At 62.0% G+C, this 16236-nt stretch carries 17 protein-coding genes; 5 read left to right on the top strand and 12 right to left on the bottom strand.

From position 1 onward, the window contains the following. Positions 1 to 22: 22 nt before the first annotated feature. From M0D67_RS04680 to M0D67_RS04670, 3 genes are all read right to left on the bottom strand, one after another. Entirely contained in the window at positions 23 to 1015 is a 993-nt protein-coding gene (locus tag M0D67_RS04680) for an isoaspartyl peptidase/L-asparaginase family protein (protein WP_154560834.1), read from the bottom strand. Next, complete coding sequence (locus M0D67_RS04675) at positions 1012 to 1977, bottom strand: MurR/RpiR family transcriptional regulator (RefSeq protein WP_154560833.1); 966 nt, start codon at positions 1975 to 1977, stop codon at positions 1012 to 1014. The genes M0D67_RS04680 and M0D67_RS04675 overlap by 4 nt, the downstream gene beginning before the upstream one ends. A 182-nt stretch (positions 1978 to 2159) precedes the next feature. Continuing rightward, positions 2160 to 3419 carry an MFS transporter gene (locus tag M0D67_RS04670; protein WP_266237524.1) on the bottom strand — a complete coding sequence of 420 codons (1260 nt, stop codon included), beginning with the start codon at positions 3417 to 3419 and terminating at the stop codon, positions 2160 to 2162. 93 nt (positions 3420 to 3512) lie between these two features. Here M0D67_RS04670 and M0D67_RS04665 point away from each other — a divergent pair, with 93 nt between their 5' ends. Together M0D67_RS04665 and M0D67_RS04660 are read left to right on the top strand one after the other, a co-directional pair. Continuing rightward, a complete protein-coding gene (locus tag M0D67_RS04665; RefSeq protein ID WP_266237521.1) occupies positions 3513 to 4223 on the top strand; it encodes a pseudouridine synthase in 711 nt (236 codons plus the stop codon). 168 nt (positions 4224 to 4391) lie between these two features. Continuing rightward, entirely contained in the window at positions 4392 to 4580 is a 189-nt protein-coding gene (locus tag M0D67_RS04660; RefSeq protein ID WP_154560830.1) for a hypothetical protein, read from the top strand. 128 nt (positions 4581 to 4708) lie between these two features. Here M0D67_RS04660 and M0D67_RS04655 read toward each other — a convergent pair whose 3' ends face one another. Continuing rightward, the gene (locus M0D67_RS04655) at positions 4709 to 5785 is read right to left on the bottom strand and encodes a sugar nucleotide-binding protein (protein WP_266237517.1); all 1077 of its coding nucleotides are present in this window, start codon (positions 5783 to 5785) and stop codon (positions 4709 to 4711) included. Between the two features lie 94 nt (positions 5786 to 5879). Here M0D67_RS04655 and M0D67_RS04650 point away from each other — a divergent pair, with 94 nt between their 5' ends. Next, the gene (locus tag M0D67_RS04650; protein WP_154560828.1) at positions 5880 to 6911 is read left to right on the top strand and encodes a CDP-6-deoxy-delta-3,4-glucoseen reductase; all 1032 of its coding nucleotides are present in this window, start codon (positions 5880 to 5882) and stop codon (positions 6909 to 6911) included. Between the two features lie 40 nt (positions 6912 to 6951). Here M0D67_RS04650 and M0D67_RS04645 read toward each other — a convergent pair whose 3' ends face one another. Further along, positions 6952 to 7218: a hypothetical protein gene (locus M0D67_RS04645; RefSeq protein ID WP_154560827.1), complete on the bottom strand. Its 267-nt coding sequence runs from the start codon at positions 7216 to 7218 to the stop codon at positions 6952 to 6954. Positions 7219 to 7285: 67 nt separating this feature from the next. Between M0D67_RS04645 and M0D67_RS04640 the strand changes: the two genes are divergently transcribed. Further along, a complete protein-coding gene (locus M0D67_RS04640; protein ID WP_154560826.1) occupies positions 7286 to 8470 on the top strand; it encodes an acetylornithine transaminase in 1185 nt (394 codons plus the stop codon). Between the two features lie 18 nt (positions 8471 to 8488). Next, a complete protein-coding gene (locus tag M0D67_RS04635; protein ID WP_154560825.1) occupies positions 8489 to 8956 on the top strand; it encodes a GNAT family acetyltransferase in 468 nt (155 codons plus the stop codon). 102 nt (positions 8957 to 9058) lie between these two features. On the opposite strand, the gene M0D67_RS04630 is transcribed toward M0D67_RS04635, so the two are convergent. From M0D67_RS04630 to M0D67_RS04600, 7 genes are all read right to left on the bottom strand, one after another. Further along, positions 9059 to 9775 carry an ABC transporter ATP-binding protein gene (locus M0D67_RS04630; RefSeq protein WP_093638918.1) on the bottom strand — a complete coding sequence of 239 codons (717 nt, stop codon included), beginning with the start codon at positions 9773 to 9775 and terminating at the stop codon, positions 9059 to 9061. Next, complete coding sequence (locus M0D67_RS04625; RefSeq protein WP_266237511.1) at positions 9775 to 10575, bottom strand: ABC transporter ATP-binding protein; 801 nt, start codon at positions 10573 to 10575, stop codon at positions 9775 to 9777. The genes M0D67_RS04630 and M0D67_RS04625 overlap by 1 nt, the downstream gene beginning before the upstream one ends. Positions 10576 to 10595: 20 nt before the next feature. Beyond that, complete coding sequence (locus tag M0D67_RS04620; RefSeq protein WP_171926115.1) at positions 10596 to 11765, bottom strand: ABC transporter ATP-binding protein; 1170 nt, start codon at positions 11763 to 11765, stop codon at positions 10596 to 10598. Positions 11766 to 11778: 13 nt separating this feature from the next. Beyond that, positions 11779 to 12729 (bottom strand): branched-chain amino acid ABC transporter permease, encoded by a 951-nt coding sequence (locus M0D67_RS04615; protein WP_266237509.1) that lies wholly within the window; start codon positions 12727 to 12729, stop codon positions 11779 to 11781. Positions 12730 to 12957: 228 nt separating this feature from the next. After that, the gene (locus M0D67_RS04610) at positions 12958 to 14157 is read right to left on the bottom strand and encodes a branched-chain amino acid ABC transporter substrate-binding protein (RefSeq protein WP_266237507.1); all 1200 of its coding nucleotides are present in this window, start codon (positions 14155 to 14157) and stop codon (positions 12958 to 12960) included. A 542-nt stretch (positions 14158 to 14699) separates the two neighbouring features. After that, positions 14700 to 15659, bottom strand: coding sequence for a 4-hydroxy-3-methylbut-2-enyl diphosphate reductase (gene ispH, locus M0D67_RS04605; protein ID WP_154565879.1), 960 nt, complete (start codon positions 15657 to 15659; stop codon positions 14700 to 14702). Positions 15660 to 15661: 2 nt separating this feature from the next. Next, entirely contained in the window at positions 15662 to 16117 is a 456-nt protein-coding gene (locus tag M0D67_RS04600) for a peptidylprolyl isomerase (protein WP_042321518.1), read from the bottom strand. Positions 16118 to 16236 lie beyond the last annotated feature (119 nt).

Genomic DNA, 16236 nt, shown 5'->3' with positions numbered 1-16236 from the left:
GCGACGACGCAGCAAGACCGCATCAGCGATAGATCGCCGTCACCGGCGTCTCGCCGATTCGCGCGAAACCGCGATACATGCCCTCGGTGTTGAACGGCAGCGTGACGTTGCCGCGTGCATCGACGGCGACCAGACCGCCGCGTCCTTCGATCTTCGGCAAACGGTTCATCACCACGTCGTGCGCTGCTTCTTCGAGCGAGACGTTGCGGTACGCCATCTGCGCCGCGACGTCGTAGGCAGCCACCATGCGCATGAACATCTCGCCGGAACCAGTGGTCGAGACCGCGCAGGTTGCGTCGTCCGCGTAACAGCCCGCACCGATCAGCGGCGTATCGCCGACCCGGCCCACCTGCTTGTTGGTGACACCGCCAGTCGATGTCGCGGCCGCCACGTGGCCATGCTGGTCGAGCGCGACCGCGCCGACGGTGCCGAACTTGCGATTCGGATCAATCGGCTCATGCGGCGTGGGATCGTCGTCGCTCGACGATGGCGCGGAGGCCAGCGTCGCGCCGTCGTGATCGAGCATTGCGCGCTGTTGACCGCGTGCGAGTTGCCATTGGCGATAGCGCGCTTCGGTGTGGAAATACTCAGGCTCGACGAATTCGAGCCCTTGCGCGGCCGCGAAGGCTTCGGCGCCTTCGCCCGTAAACAACACGTGTTCGCTGCGTTCGAGTACGCGGCGTGCCGCCAGAATCGGATTGCGTACGCGCGTCACGCAGCAGATCGCGCCGGCGTCGAGCGTGCTGCCATCCATGATGGCTGCGTCGAGTTCATGCGTGCCGGCCGCTGTGTAGACCGCGCCGCGGCCCGCGTTGAAGAGCGGACAGTCTTCGAGCAAACGCACGGCTTCGCTGACGGCATCGAGCGCGCTGCCGCCGTCGGCGAGCACGCGCTGTCCGGCGCTCAGCACAGCGTGCAAGGCAGCGTGATAGTCGGCTTCGGCGCTGGCCGACATCGACGCGCGCAGGATCGTGCCTGCCCCGCCGTGAATGGCAATGACTGCGTTGGTGTTCATTTTTTGGCTTTGGTAGTGCGGGTGGTGCGGGTAGAAACGCGCGCGGGTTGATCAACAGTGCTGGCGACAGCCGCTTGCGGATCTGTGAGCCACGGCAGCACGAATTCGGTGACTTCGGCGGCAGCCTTCACCGAGCGTTTCGCCCGGTAGGCGACCGCGTCGCACAGCGCTTCAATAACGGCCAGCACGGCTGAATCGGCATTGGCCGCGAGCCGCCGTTCGGAGCGGATATAGAGCGAGAGATCGGCGAATTGCGCGAGCGGCGAGCGCGGGCTGTCGGTCAGCGCAAGCACACGTGCCCCGCGACTTGCCGCGCGCCGCGCGAGTTCGATCGTGTCTTCGACGTAACGCGGAAACGCGATCCCGATCACCAGATCGCCTTCATTCGAGGAGAACAGACGCCGCGCGGCATGCGACGGTCCGCCGACGAACGCGAGCGACTGCACGTTGTCGTGATACGGCATCAGGCCGTGCTCCATCAGGCCCGCGAGGAACGCACTTGAACCGGCGCCGAGCACGAAGACGCGACGCGCGGAAATGATCGCTTCTACGGCGGCCTCGGCGGCGGCGCTATCGATCGCGGAACGCGTGGATTGCAGATTGGTAGCGGCCTGTTCGAGCGACGCGTCAATCAGATCGTCGCCGGAAGCAAGCGATTCCTGCGCGCTACGCAGCCGCTCGACCGGCGCGAGCGTCGCTTCGAAACCGCGAACGAGCGCTTCCCGAAACTGCGGATAACCGTCGAAGCCGAGCGCGCGGGCGAAGCGATTCGCCGTCGCCACCGACGCACCGACCACGCTCGCCAGTTCGTCGATCCGCATGGTCGCCGCGCGGAACAGATTCGCCAGCACGTATTCGCCCATGCGCCGATGGATCGGCGTGAGAGTTGGCATCGCCGCGGCGATGCGCGCGGCGATGGCCTGCTCGGCGGGGTTCGAAGCGACGGACGAGTGATGGATCATGCGAGCAAGGCGGCCTGGTAACTGTCCTCAAAGAGGACTTCCTTCGGGATGTAAGCAAAATGCATGAAAGTATATTTACATAGAAATCTCGCTGAAAAAAATTCATTTTCATTTTCGAGGGTTTTCACGGACGCCCACAGGCACGTCGGCATGCAACGCGGCCATCCGATGAAAACCAGTTTTCATTGCGCGACTGCTGCGCCCGCCGGAATGTGCGCGAGCCGCGCCGCCGGCGACATGACGATGATCAGCGCCTGCACGAAGAAGGCCGCCGCAGCCGCAACCAGACACGCGTCCATCCCCCAGCGCGCGCTGATCGCCGCGCCAAGCAACGCGCCCAACGGCCGCGCGCCATAGGTCGCGGTGCTGTTGAGCGCCGAGACGCGGCCCATCATCCGTTCAGGCGTGATCGCCTGACGCAGCGTGGTCGAGCCGACCACCCACAGAATCGGTCCGGCGCCGAGCAGGAAGAAGCTCAGCATCGCGAGCCAGAACGACGGCGTGACGATCGTCGCCACCATCACGAGCGAAGCAAGCAAACCGCACGACGGTCCGATGATCAGCACACGGCCGAACGCGAGACGCCGCGCAATGGCCGGTGCGGCGAGCGCGCCGCACACCATGCCGACGCCGTACGCGCCGAGCGTCACGCCGACCATCGAAGCGCTCAAGCCCAACCGATGCACGGCATACGGCACATATACCGCCTGCAGCACGAAAAAACCGAGGTTGAAGAAGATCGCGGTGGCCAGCATCGGACGCAGTAGCGCGTCGCGCAGCACGAAGCGCGTACCGTCACGCAGTTCCAGCAGGAAGTGACGCTGGGGAGCAGCCGCTCGCGGCGGTTCGCGCAGCCCCGCGAGCAATGCGACGGCCAGCGCCGATAGCCCGGCCGCGCAGCCATACGCCCATCCCGCGCCGACCCAGCCGACCAGCAGTCCGCCGAGCGCCGGTCCCGCCGAATACGCGACGCTACGCGCCAGTTCGAGCCGGCCGTTGGCCTGGGCGTACGCCTCGCGCGGCACAATCGAGGGCACCAGCGAAGGCGCCGCAACGTTATATGCAACCGTACCGGTCGCGGCAATGAAGCCGAGCGCGGCGAGCAGCGGCAAGCTCAGCGCATGCGTCATCAGGAGCAACAGCACGCACAACATCGCGATCACGCGCACGCTTTCGGCGAGCGTCATCAACGTGCGGCGCGAGCGGCGGTCGGCCCATACGCCGAGCGGAATCGACAACAACAGGAACGGCAACGTCTGTGCGGTTTGCAGCAGACCGGTCTCGCGTGCGCCGGCGCCAAGCGCGAACACGGCGACGAGCGGCGCGGCGGCAAGGCTGATCTGCTCAGCCGATTGCGCGACCAGATTCGACCATGCGAGCCGCTGGAATGCGGCCGGCAAGCGAATCGCGGATGAAGACGACGAAGAGGAAGCGGCGTGCATCGATGAACTCCTGCGACGGGATGTGGGAGACCATCGTGGTCGCTATGGCGCAGCGCGGCGCTCCGCTTCTTGCGGTGTTATTCTTCGCTCGCCATGAATCTCGAAAGCATCCTCTTCACACAAGGTTTCGGCTCGCGCCGCCAATGCCGGGCACTGATCGGCGACGGCCGCGTGAGCATAGGCGGCTCAGTCTGCGCCGATGCCGACGCCGATTTCCCAACCGATGACAGCACGTTCTGCTTCAGCGTGGACGGGGTCGTCTGGCCGTATCGCGAGCACGCCTATCTGTTGCTGAACAAACCTGCCGGCTATGAATGTTCACGCGATCCGCAGCATCATCTGAGCGTGTTCAGCCTGCTGCCGCCGCAGTTCGCCGAACGCGGCGTGCAGTGCGTGGGCCGCCTCGATCAGGACACGACCGGCCTCCTGCTGCTCTCCGACGACGGCAAGTTCGTGCACATGTTCACGTCGCCCAAACGCAAAGTGCCGAAGCTATACATTGCGACTACTCGCCATCCCATCGACGATGCCCAGTTGCGTGCCTTGCGCGACGGCGTCTTGCTGCACGGCGAGCCCAAGCCGATCATCGCCGTCGACGTAGAGGCGCGCGGTGAGCACGCGCTGGCCCTCACCGTGATGGAAGGCAAATATCACCAGGTCAAGCGGATGATCGCGGCTGCGGGCAACCGTTGCGAAGCGCTGCATCGCGAGCGGATCGGCGGACTCGCATTGCCCGCGACGCTCGCGGAAGGCGCGTGGCAATGGCTCGATGAAACCGACCTCGGATCTTTACGGAGCGGGTAAACAGGTAGGTCCCCTTTAGAGCCTTGATGCGTCAGGAGAATGGTGTGCGCCCCCGCACACAAGCCCCGGCGGACACCTGATTGCACGCTGCATCGCAGCATGCTCTTGCTTACAACTCGCCCTATACTCGTTTAAACAAAGACTACAAAGAGTTCAAGGAGGGGCGCCATGGTCATCCACGACACCATCGCGATTTCGTATGTGATGATCGCTTTCGTGTGCCTCGGCCTGGTTCTGATTGGCGGACTGCTGGTCATGATGCGGCTGCGGCATAAATATCATCCGAACCTGATCGGCGCGCTAATCGGCGCAATGCTGTGTTTCCTGTTGCTGGAGGCATTGCCGGCGCTGACGTAAACCAACGGGGGCGCGCGCGGCTGGCGCAGAGGCCGGCGCGCGCGGAGTATCGCCGGGAGATGCACGGCCCGGCGGTTTGTTGTTCGCGGCTGAACGCGTTGAGACCCATCGCCTGATCGCGTGTTTTCTCAGCCGCGCGCTTTTGCTTCGGCATGTGGCACAGTGGCGCTCCGTTCGGGCCGCATGCGCAGAAAATCCTCGACGCTTGGATACTGCAAGCGCACACGCAACTCCTCTTTGAGGCGCCGGTTCACGAGCCGCCTCGATTCGCGCATGAAGGACAGCAAGGTCGGCTCGATCTGCTGCTCCGCCTCTGCGCGCGTGACGCGAGGCGCGCGCTCGAGACCGAACGCATCGGCCACTGCATCGAAGTACTCTCCCATTTTCAGCGACGTATCGTCGGACGCGTGAATCACGCGCCCCGGCCGCCCGCGTGTGGCGAGACGCACGAGGATCGCGGCCAGATCGTCGGCATGGATATGGTTGGTGTAGACGTCGTCTGCGTCGACCAAGGCGGGCGTGCGCTTTTCCAGCCGCGCGAGCGGCAGACGGTTGCTCGCATAGATGCCCGGAATCCGCGCGATGCTGGCAGCGACCACGCCTCGCGCGGTGGCGCGCCGCAATTGCCGCTCGGCCGACACGCGGCGTTTGGCACGCGCATTGGCCGGCTGCGACGCGCGCGTCTCGTCGATCCACGCGCCGCCGCAATCGCCGTAGACGCCTGTCGTGCTCGCGTACACCAGCCTCACAGGCACGTGCGGCGCGGCGGTCCAGCGCACCCTGTCGGGTACAATATTGGCTGCTTCAGATTCCGCCCATGAGGCACTCATGTTGCGCAACCCGCGGCGCAGCCGCCCGACCGGCGCCACCGTGCCGCGCGCGGCACGCATCGCCCGATCACGGCGCGCGCTCAGCGTAGCGAGCAAGGCCCGGGTGCGGCGGTCGTCATCGCCGGTCTTTTGCGGTGGCGCGAGATGCAGCACCGTCGGCGCGAGGCCGGCGAGCCGTTTCAGGCTGCGCCGTGCGTCGAGGTCGCCGACCAGCGGCGTGACGCCGGCGGCGCGCAATTCGGCGCTGCGTTCAGTGTGGCTGGTGAGCGCGAAGACATGTGTGCGTGGCCGCAACAGGGGCACGCAGCGCATGCCGACATCACCGCAGCCAACAATCAACACGCGCGGCCGGCGTAAATTTCGTGTCGCTTTCATGGTGGACGAATTGTAGCCGTCAAGCGCGGCAGGTACCGCACAGTTGTACAGCGGGTCCGATAACGATTACCGACTTTTCGATTTCGAACACTCTATGGCATTTAACGTCACGCTCCGGCAAAGCGGCCGGCAGTTTCAGGTGGAACAGGACGAACCGGTCCTGATCGCGGCCTTGCGCCAGGGCATTGGCCTGCCGTACGGCTGCAAGAACGGCGCCTGCGGCTCATGCAAAGGCACCGTGGTCAGCGGTCAGATCGAACAGCGTCAGCATTCGTCATCGGCTTTGTCGAACGACGAAAAGACGCGCGGCATGGCCCTCTTCTGCTGCGCGACGGCATGCTCCGATCTCGAAGTGGATATCCGCGAAGTGGCCGGCGTGGGCGACGTGCAGGTCAAGAAACTGCCGTGCCGCGTGAACGCGATCGAGCGCAAGGCCGACGACGTCGTCGTGCTGAAGCTGCAATTGCCCGCTAACGAGCGTCTGCAATATCTGGCCGGCCAGTACCTTGAATTCATCCTGAAAGACGGCAAACGCCGCAGCTATTCGATGGCGAACGCGCCGCACACCGAAGGCCCGATCGAATTGCACATCCGTCATATGCCGGGCGGCGCATTCACGGACCACGTATTCAACACGATAAAGGAGCGCGACATCCTGCGCTTCGAAGCCCCGCTCGGCACCTTCTTCCTGCGTGAAGACTCGGACAAGCCGATCGTGCTGCTGGCCTCGGGCACGGGCTTCGCGCCGCTGAAGGCGATCGTCGAACATGCGGTGTTCAAAAACCTGAACCGGCCCATGACGCTTTATTGGGGCGCGCGCCGCAAGAAGGACCTGTACCTGCTCGAGATCGCCGAGCAATGGGCTCGCGAGATTCCGAACTTCAAGTTCGTGCCGGTGCTGTCGGAACCGGACGCGGGCGACGCGTGGACGGGTCGCGTCGGCTTCGTGCATCGCGCGGTGATCGAGGACCTGCCGGACCTGTCGCCGTACCAGGTGTACGCGTGCGGCGCGCCGGTGATGGTGGAGTCGGCACAGCGCGATTTCACCCAGCATCATGGGCTGCCGGAAGACGAGTTCTACGCGGATTCCTTCACGAGCGCGGCGGATCTGGCGAACGCGGTTTGAGGCGATGAACGGGTTGATCGTCATCAGATCAACCCGTTCATCAAAACGAAACAGGCACGCTGGCAGACTTGCATAAATCCGCGTTGACGCGAATTTGTGCAAATTCATGGTTTACACCAGCGCTTTCCTTGTCGTATTCTTTCGCGCATGAACCGCATCCAGTCCGAACTCCGACGTCGCCGCTCGCCGCTCCCTTAGGGGCGCCGCTGGCTTCGTCACGGATTCGCGCCGCACAAAGGCGCAAGCAGTTCGAATCATGAAAGCCACGGCATGCCGTGGCTTTTTTGTTTGCTTTTTTTGTTTTCACCGGCCGCTGCTTCATTTGAGGCCAGCCGCTCACTCACCCTTCACCCCGCTGTCTGGAGCTTGCCGTCATGAATTTCAATGAGTACCCGATCGAGTCGCTGATGTACATCACGAACCGGCCCGAAATCGTTTTCACGCACGGCAAGGGCTCGTGGCTCTACGACAATAACGGCAAGCGATATCTGGACTTCATCCAGGGCTGGGCGGTCAACAGCCTCGGTCATTGCAACGACGGCATGATCGAAGCGCTGAACACGCAATCGAAGCTGCTGCTGAATCCGTCGCCGGCCTTCTACAACGAGCCGATGGCGAAGCTCGCCGGATTGCTCACCCAGCATAGCTGTTTCGACAAGGTGTTCTTCGCGAACAGCGGCGCCGAAGCGAACGAAGGCGCAATCAAGCTCGCGCGCAAGTGGGGTAAGAAGTTCAAGGACGGCGCGTTCGAAATCATCACGTTCGATCACAGCTTCCACGGCCGCACGCTCGCTACCATGTCGGCAAGTGGCAAACCGGGCTGGGACACGATCTACGCACCGCAAGTGCCGGGCTTCCCGAAAGCGGATCTGAACGACATCGCGTCGGTTGAAAAGCTGATCAATGCGAAGACCGTCGCGGTGATGCTGGAACCGATTCAGGGCGAAGGCGGCGTGATTCCCGCCACACGCGAATTTATGCAGCAACTGCGCGCGCTGACTAAAAAGCACAACCTGCTCCTGATCGTCGACGAAGTGCAAAGCGGTTGTGGCCGTGCCGGCACCCTATTCGCCTACGAGTTGTCGGGCATCGAGCCGGACATCATGACGCTCGGCAAGGGCATCGGCGGCGGTGTGCCGCTCGCGGCGCTGCTGGCGAAGGCCGACATTGCTGTGTTCGAAGCCGGCGATCAGGGCGGTACGTACAACGGCAATCCGCTGATGACCGCGGTCGGTTACTCGGTGATCTCGCAACTGACGGCGCCGGGTTTCCTCGAAGACGTGCGTGCGCGCGGCGAATATCTGCGCGCGAAGCTGCTCGAACTGTCGGAAGAACGCGGTTTCGAAGGCGAACGCGGTGAAGGTCTGCTGCGCGCCCTGCTGCTCGGCAAGGACATCGGCAACCAGATCGTCGAGAAGGCGCGCGTGATGCAACCCGACGGCCTGCTGCTGAACGCGGCGCGTCCGAACCTGCTGCGTTTCATGCCGGCGCTGAACGTCACGAACGAAGAAATCGACCAGATGATGGCGATGCTGCGTTCAATTCTCGACACGCTGTAATCACACAGGAAAGCGCGTATGACGACGAGCGCAACGCTATCGATCCGCCGCTTCGACGCGAGCGACACCGATGCCGTGGTCGCGCTGTGGCAGGAAGCGTTCCCCGAGTATCGGGACGTGACAAGGCCGCAACGCAATCCGCATCTGTCGATCGCCAACAAGCTGGCGACGCAACCGGAACTGTTCTTTGTCGCGGTGTTCGGCGAGCGTATCGTCGGCACGGTGATGGGCGGCTACGACGGGCACCGAGGCTGGCTGTATTCGCTTGCGGTAGATGAATCGTTGCGTCGTCACGGCATCGGCACGCGGCTGGTCGCACATGTCGAAAACGCGTTGACCGAACGTGGATGCCCGAAGCTGAATTTGCAGGTGCTGTCCGCGAAGGCCGATGTGCGCGCGTTCTATGAAGCGCTCGGTTATCGCGCGGATGCCGTGATCAGTCTCGGCAAACGATTGGGCGAACTGGCGGAAACGCCGGCGGCTTAAGCGCAGGCAATCGCCTGTATTGAGAAAGGCCGCATGCGCGATTGAAGCGCATGCGGCCTTTTTTACGGCTGAGGCAAACTTAGTCCGGCTTATTCACCCAGCTTATTCACCCAGATAAGCCGCCCGCACCTTCGGATCATCCAGCATCTGCTTCGCGTCACCCGACATCGTCACCAGACCCGAGTCCATCACGTAGCCGCGGTTCGCCGCCTGTAACGCGAGACGCGCGTTCTGCTCAACCAGCAGCACCGTCATGCCTTCAGCCGAGATCGCCCGCACCACTTCGAAGATCTTCTCGACCATGATCGGCGACAGACCCATCGACGGCTCATCCAGCAACAACAACTTCGGTTTGCTGATGATCGCGCGCGCCATCGCCAGCATCTGCTGTTCGCCGCCCGAGAGCGTGCCCGCGTATTGCGTCGCCCGTTCCTTCAGGCGCGGGAAAAAGCCGAACATGCGATCGACGTCTGCCTTGATGGCGTCGGTATCGTTGCGCAGATACGCACCCATCTGCATGTTCTCGACGATCGACATGCGCGAGAAAATTCCGCGGCCTTCCGGCACCATCGCGAGACCGCGCTTGAGCAGTTCGTGCGCCGGAATGCCCTTGATCGACTCACCCATGTACTCGATGTCGCCTGCCGAGTACGGCTTAAGACCCGTGATCGCCTTCATCGTCGTGGTCTTGCCCGCGCCGTTCGCGCCGATCAGCGTGACCAGTTCGCCCTGCGCAACTTCGAGATCGATACCCTTGACTGCCTGGATGCCGCCGTAATTGACCTGCAGGCCCTTGATTTTCAACATTGCCGTTGCCATTAGTGGACCCCCGCACCCAGATAAGCTTCGATCACCTTCGGATCCTTCTGCACATCTGAAGGCAGACCTTGTGCAATCACCTTGCCGTAGTCGAGCACCGTCATCTGGTTGCACAGACCCATCACCAGTTTCACGTCGTGCTCGATCAGCAGAATCGTCTTGCCGTCGCTGCGGATCTTGTCGAGCAGCTTGGTCAGCTCGACCTTTTCCGTTGCGTTCATGCCGGCAGCCGGTTCGTCCAGTGCGAGCAGCTTCGGATCCGTTGCCAGTGCGCGGGCGATTTCCAGACGGCGCTGGTGACCGTATGACAGATTGCGCGACGTGTAGTCCGCATACTGCGCAATGCCGACGTATTCCAGCAGTTCGACTGCGCGTTCCTTGATCTCGCGCTCTTCCTTGCGCTCGGCCGGCGTCTGGAACACCGCGCCGATCAGGCCATGCTTCGTGCGCACGTGGCGGCCGACCATCACGTTTTCCAGCGCGGTCATGCCGCCGAACAAACGGATGTTCTGGAACGTACGCGCAATACCCGCCTTCGCCACCTGATAGACGGCGGTCGGCGTGTATTCCGTGCCGTTGAGCTTGAACTCGCCCGAATCCGGCGTGTACAGACCCGTGATCACGTTGAAGAAGGTCGTTTTGCCGGCACCGTTCGGGCCGATCAGGCCATAAATCTGGCCCGCCTTGATTTGCAGGCCAACGTCGGACAGTGCCTGCAGGCCGCCGAAGCGCTTGTTGACGCCCTTAACCGACAGGCGGATCTGATCGCTGCCGACGCCGTTGTTTACGTTATCGCTCATATGATTTCTCCCTGCGGGCCTCAGGCGCGCACCGGCTTCTTGCCAGCGCGCTTCGCCAGTTTCGCAATCTTGTCTTCGTGCTTCGGCGACGGCCACAGGCCTTCCGAGCGGTACAGCATGATCACGACCATCGCGAGGCCGTACAGCAACTGACGGATCACTTCGGTATCGACGATTTCATGGCCGAAGATCATGTTCTGCAACGGACCCATGGTCGAGCGCAGGAATTCCGGGAACACGGCGAGCAGCACCGCACCGAGAATCACGCCAGGGATGTGGCCCATACCGCCGAGCACCACGCACGCCAGCACCACGACCGATTCCCAGAACGTGAACGATTCCGGCGACACGAAGCCCTGGAACGAACCGAACATCGCGCCCGACAGGCCGCCGAACGACGCGCCCATTGCAAAGGCCAGCAGCTTCACGTTACGGGTGTTGATACCCATCGCCTTGGCGGCGATTTCGTCTTCGCGGATCGCGGCCCATGCACGGCCGATACGCGAGTGCTGCAAACGCGTACAGGTCCAGATCACGAACAGCGCGCACAGCACGAACAGGTAGTAATACATGTACACCGACGGGAACGAAAACCCGAGGAACGTGTGTGTCTGCGCGAGGCTGAAGCCGCCTGCCGACACCGGAGCGATGCCGGTGATCCCCTTCGGCCCGTTCGTGATGTTGACCGGACGGTCGAGGTTGTTAATGAAGATCCGCACAATCTCCCCGAAGCCCAGTGTCACGATCGCGAGGTAGTCGCCACGCAGACGCAAGGTCGGCGCGCCGAGCAGGACGCCGAAGGTCGCGGCGAGCCCCATCGCAATCGGCACGATGATCCAGATCGGCGTATGCAGGCCGCCCGGGAACAGGTGCGCGATCCACTCGAACTGCGAGGTCAGGTGGGGCGAACTCAGCAGCGCCGCGGTGTACGCGCCGATCGCGTAGAACGCGATGTAGCCCAAGTCCAGCAGGCCGGCGAAGCCGACCACCACATTGAGACCCAGCGCCAGCATCACGTACAGCATCGCGAAGTCGAGCACGCGGACCCAGTAGTTGCCGCCAGCGGCACCGATGATCATCGGCGCCGCGATCACGAAGATCGCGGTGATGATGCCGACGGTCAGCGTCTTCGTCAGGTTCTTTTCAGGGATGAGCGTCGTGGACGGCTCGATCGGTTGAATTGATGTCATGTCTGTCTACTCCTTATGCTCGATCCGCAACACGTTCGCCCAGCAGGCCCGACGGACGGAACACCAGCACGATGATCAGCACGATGAATGCGAACACGTCCTGGTAGTTACTGCCGAACACACCGCCCGTAAGGTTGCCGATGTAGCCGGCGCCCAACTGTTCGATCAGGCCGAGCAGCACGCCGCCCACCATGGCCCCGCCGAGATTGCCGATCCCGCCCAGCACCGCCGCGGTAAAGGCCTTCAGACCCGGGATGAAGCCCATATAGAAGTGTGCGTTGCCGTATTCGGACGCGATCATCACGCCGGCCAGAGCGGCCAGCGCCGAGCCGATCATGAAGGTCGCCGAAATCACGAAATTCGGGTTCACGCCCATCAGGCTGGCGACACCCGGGTTCTCAGCGATCGCACGCATCGCGCGGCCCAGCTTGGTCTTGTGAACCAGCAACAGCAGACCGCCCATCACGAGGAACGCCACGACCATGATCACGATTTCGGTCATCGAGATCACGGCGCCAGGCGTCGTGTCGGTGGCCTTGATCACGTTGATCGGGTCGGTGGGCAACAGCTGCGGGAACGGCAGCGGGTTGCGCGACCAGATCATCATCGCGAGGGTTTGCAGCAGGATCGACACGCCGATCGCGGTGATCAGCGGGGCGAGACGCGGTGCTTTACGCAACGGCCGGTAGGCCACGCGCTCGATCGTGTAGCCGACCAGCGAGCAAACCACTGCCGCGATGATCAACGCGATGATGAGCGTCGGCACGTTGCCGAGGCCGGGGAAGTGGTTCTGAAGCACGCCTATGGCCGAGAGCGCAACCATCGCGCCCACCATCAACACATCGCCATGCGCGAAGTTGATGATGCCCAAGATGCCGTAAACCATCGTATAGCCCAGTGCGATGATGGCGTAAACGCTGCCAAGCACCAGCCCGTTGAGGACCTGCTGGATGAAGATATCCATTTAATGCTCCTTAGCCCGTGCGACTGGATTCGCGTTCTTCATCAGCCGGTGGGCGGTGATGCGGTACGCCAATCTCAACGGCACTGCGGGTACTGATGTAAAAGACCGGTAAGGGTTATCCGCTATCCGGTTCGTCTTACGACTGGGATGCAGTCGGGGACTCGCCGATGGCGGATGCAAAAACGGCACCGTTGGGTGGTTTCGGTGCCGTCAGGCTACATCCCGTCATCACTTCTTCACGACGTCGAGAACCGCTTTCTTGCCGTCCTTGAAGTCGTAAAGCGTAATGGCGCCCTCTTTCAAATCACCCTTGTCGTCGAACGCGATGTGGCCGATTACCCCGTTGTAATCGGTGGACGGCATCGCAGCCAGCACCTTGGGCGCCTCGATCGAATTAGCGCGCTTCATTGCATCGACAATCACGTACACAGCGTCATACGTGAACGGTGCGTAAATCTGCACCGGCGTGTGGAAGCGGTCCACGTACTTCTTTTCGAAGTCCGCTCCCTTGTCCATTTTCGAAAGCGCGAGTCCCGCCTCCGAACAGACCAGGTTTTGCACGGCGGTTCCCGCCAGCTCACCCACCTTGTCGGTACACACACCGTCGCCGCCAAGGATTTTTGCCCTGATACCGAGCGCCGCCGCCTGTTTGGTAAACGGCCCGCCCGTTGCGTCCATGCCGCCGAACATGATCACGTCCGGCTGAACACTCCTGATCTTTCTAAGGACGGCCTGAAACTCCGTAGCCCTGTCATTCGTAGCTTCACGCGCGACGATCTTCGCCCCGCTCGCCTGTACTGTCTTCGCGAACTCGTCGGCCAGTCCCTTGCCGTATACGGTCGAGTCGTCGACGATCGCGATGCGTTTCGCGCCGAGCACTTTCGTCGCGTAGTTGGCAAGCGCCGGGCCCTGCTGGGCATCGGTCGCGACCACCCGATAAGTCGTCTTGAAACCTTGCTGCGTGTACCCCGGATTTGTCGACGACGGTGAGATCTGCACGATCCCGGCATCGCTATAGATCTTCGACGCGGGAATCGAGACGCCTGAATTCAGGTGGCCGACCACGGCGACAACATGATCGTCGACAAATTTTTCAGCGACCGCCGTACCCGTTTTCGGGTCCGCGGCATCATCTTGTGCGTCGAGTTCCAACTGGATCTTGTGACCGTCGATGGTCAAGCCTTGCTTATTGATTTCCTCGACCGCCAGACGCGCGCCGTTTTCATTGTCCCTGCCAAGATGCGCAATACCCCCCGTTAGTGGGGCCGCATGACCGATTTTCACAACAGTCGTTTCACTCGCCGGTGCCGCTGCCGCCGTGGCAGCCGATGCACCTGCTCCCGCCTCGCTATCCTGCTTCTTGCCGCACGCGGTCAACATCGCAACCGCGGTCACGATGGACACGGCGTAAGCAAACTTGACTCGCATTAAGTAGGTCTCCTGCGCCTTGCAAAATCTATTGTTCGGGACCCGGAGGCCTTGAGAACGCGCGCATTGTAACTCCAATTATGCGACGGGCAATATTGTTGAAACGGTGGGGTTTTCCTGCATTGCAACCTTATTTTGAGAGAGGAATTCCGCAAAAGGCGCAACCGGGTTGCGACTGTTTTTCGTGCATCAGTTGCACCATCGCTGCGCCCAATGGCATCAAGTGTTGCAGCGATCTGGCCCGATCCCTGATTGCACCGTGGTTCGCGTTAAGTATTACGTTTCCATTGATATCAGGACGCGCGCACTATTTTAGTGCGCCAAAAATCGGGGCAACGCGTTTGATACGATTTAAACGGGGCCACATCATCGAAAAATTGATTAAAAGCCAAATCACAATTCAAAGGAATTTGTGTGGGAGGACACTTAAAACGGCTCGATACACTGATCTGGCACTTTATTTTCTGCGGGCTCACGATTTTGCGGGCGTAAAAAAAGCGCGCCCTCGGGCGCGCTTTCCTTTCAGAAACGTCGGCTGATTGTCAGGCAGGCAGACCCAGCCCGCGCGGCAACGGAAACGCGATGTTTTCCTCGATGCCTTCGAGCGCACGCACGTTGCGCACGCCGAGCTCACGCAACCGGCCGATCACCGCTTGCGCCAGCGCTTCCGGCGCCGAGGCGCCCGCCGTCACGCCGATCCGGCGCTTGCCTTCAACCCACACCGGATCGATCTGGTCCGGCGAGTCCACCATATAAGAAGGCACGCCAAGCTTTTCGGCCAGCTCGCGCAACCGGTTCGAATTCGAACTATTCGGGCTGCCAACCACGATCACGACGTCGCATTGCGGCGCCATGAACTTGACCGCGTCCTGGCGGTTTTGCGTGGCGTAGCAGATGTCCTGCTTCTTCGGCTCGCGGATCGCGGGATATTTCGCCTTCAGGGCGCCGATGATCTCGGCTGCGTCGTCGACCGACAGGGTGGTTTGCGTCACGAACGCGATCCGCTCGGGATCGGCCAACTGCAAGGCCAGCACGTCTTTGATGTCTTCCACCAGATGCATGCCTTCGCCCGCCTGCCCCATCGTGCCCTCGACTTCAGGGTGGCCCTTGTGGCCGATCATCACGATGTCGAAGCCGTCCTGGCGCATCTTCGCGACTTCGATATGCACCTTTGTCACGAGCGGACAGGTGGCGTCGTACACCCGCAGGCCACGCGACTCGGCCTCCGAACGCACCGCTTTCGACACGCCATGCGCGCTGAAGATGACCGTATTGCCAGCCGGCACTTCTTCCAGTTGCTCAATGAAGATTGCGCCCTTCTTGCGCAAATCCTCGACGACATAGGCGTTATGGACGATTTCGTGGCGCACGTAAATCGGCGAGCCGTGCAGCTTGATGGCCCGCTCTACGATTTCAATGGCCCGATCGACGCCGGCACAGAACCCACGCGGCTGCGCCAGCAGGATCTCGGTTTCGGCAAGAGTCGTATCCGTGATGCTCATGTTTACAGAATCCCGATGATTTTCACTTCAAACGCCAGCGCCTGGCCGGCAAGCGGATGGTTGAAATCGAACAACGCCGACGTCTCGCCAACTTCCTTGAGGACGCCCGCGTAGCGGCCGCCACCCGGCGCGTTGAATTCGACCAGGTCACCCGGCGAAAAATCCTCGCCGATCATGCTGTTTTCGCGCAGCGTGGCCAGCGAAACCCGCTGGATCAGCTCCGGATTGCGCGGACCGAACGCCTGACCCGGCGTTAGCTGAAAGGTCGAATGGTGGCCCACCTTCAAACCCAGCAAAATATCTTCCAGCGGCGGCGCCAGTTGACCCGCGCCGAGCAACAGCGTGGCCGGCTTGTCGGTAAACGTATTGATGACTTCGGCGCCATCGGCAAGGGAAAGCCGGTAATGAAGCGTGACGTGTGAACCGGGCTTCACTTCGGAAATGTCGATGATGCTCATGCAATGCTCGCTCAGTCGAAGCGCGCTGCACGCGTGCGCCGCGGGCGCAGTTGGCGCCGCAGTTGACGCGCGTGGCAAACCCTCGGGGTGCCGTGCGCAAAGCGTCTATTGTAAGCCAC

Origin of the sequence: Paraburkholderia sp. SECH4, assembly GCF_030511745.1 — a bacterium.
Classification (GTDB): Bacteria; Pseudomonadota; Gammaproteobacteria; order Burkholderiales; family Burkholderiaceae; genus Paraburkholderia; species Paraburkholderia madseniana.
Note: the sequence above shows the minus strand (reverse complement) of the source record. Positions and strands in the feature narration are given on the sequence as shown.

Excerpts from the sequence above, each read along its gene's own strand:
- M0D67_RS04680 (WP_154560834.1), bottom strand. The coding sequence starts at position 1,015 with ATGAACACCAACGCAGTCATTGCCATTCACGGCGGGGCAGGCACGATC.
- M0D67_RS04675 (WP_154560833.1), bottom strand. The coding sequence starts at position 1,977 with ATGATCCATCACTCGTCCGTCGCTTCGAACCCCGCCGAGCAGGCCATC.
- M0D67_RS04670 (WP_266237524.1), bottom strand. The coding sequence starts at position 3,419 with ATGCACGCCGCTTCCTCTTCGTCGTCTTCATCCGCGATTCGCTTGCCG.
- M0D67_RS04665 (WP_266237521.1), top strand. The coding sequence starts at position 3,513 with ATGAATCTCGAAAGCATCCTCTTCACACAAGGTTTCGGCTCGCGCCGC.
- M0D67_RS04660 (WP_154560830.1), top strand. The coding sequence starts at position 4,392 with ATGGTCATCCACGACACCATCGCGATTTCGTATGTGATGATCGCTTTC.
- M0D67_RS04655 (WP_266237517.1), bottom strand. The coding sequence starts at position 5,785 with ATGAAAGCGACACGAAATTTACGCCGGCCGCGCGTGTTGATTGTTGGC.
- M0D67_RS04650 (WP_154560828.1), top strand. The coding sequence starts at position 5,880 with ATGGCATTTAACGTCACGCTCCGGCAAAGCGGCCGGCAGTTTCAGGTG.
- M0D67_RS04640 (WP_154560826.1), top strand. The coding sequence starts at position 7,286 with ATGAATTTCAATGAGTACCCGATCGAGTCGCTGATGTACATCACGAAC.
- M0D67_RS04635 (WP_154560825.1), top strand. The coding sequence starts at position 8,489 with ATGACGACGAGCGCAACGCTATCGATCCGCCGCTTCGACGCGAGCGAC.
- M0D67_RS04630 (WP_093638918.1), bottom strand. The coding sequence starts at position 9,775 with ATGGCAACGGCAATGTTGAAAATCAAGGGCCTGCAGGTCAATTACGGC.
- M0D67_RS04625 (WP_266237511.1), bottom strand. The coding sequence starts at position 10,575 with ATGAGCGATAACGTAAACAACGGCGTCGGCAGCGATCAGATCCGCCTG.
- M0D67_RS04620 (WP_171926115.1), bottom strand. The coding sequence starts at position 11,765 with ATGACATCAATTCAACCGATCGAGCCGTCCACGACGCTCATCCCTGAA.
- M0D67_RS04615 (WP_266237509.1), bottom strand. The coding sequence starts at position 12,729 with ATGGATATCTTCATCCAGCAGGTCCTCAACGGGCTGGTGCTTGGCAGC.
- M0D67_RS04610 (WP_266237507.1), bottom strand. The coding sequence starts at position 14,157 with ATGCGAGTCAAGTTTGCTTACGCCGTGTCCATCGTGACCGCGGTTGCG.
- ispH (WP_154565879.1), bottom strand. The coding sequence starts at position 15,659 with ATGAGCATCACGGATACGACTCTTGCCGAAACCGAGATCCTGCTGGCG.
- M0D67_RS04600 (WP_042321518.1), bottom strand. The coding sequence starts at position 16,117 with ATGAGCATCATCGACATTTCCGAAGTGAAGCCCGGTTCACACGTCACG.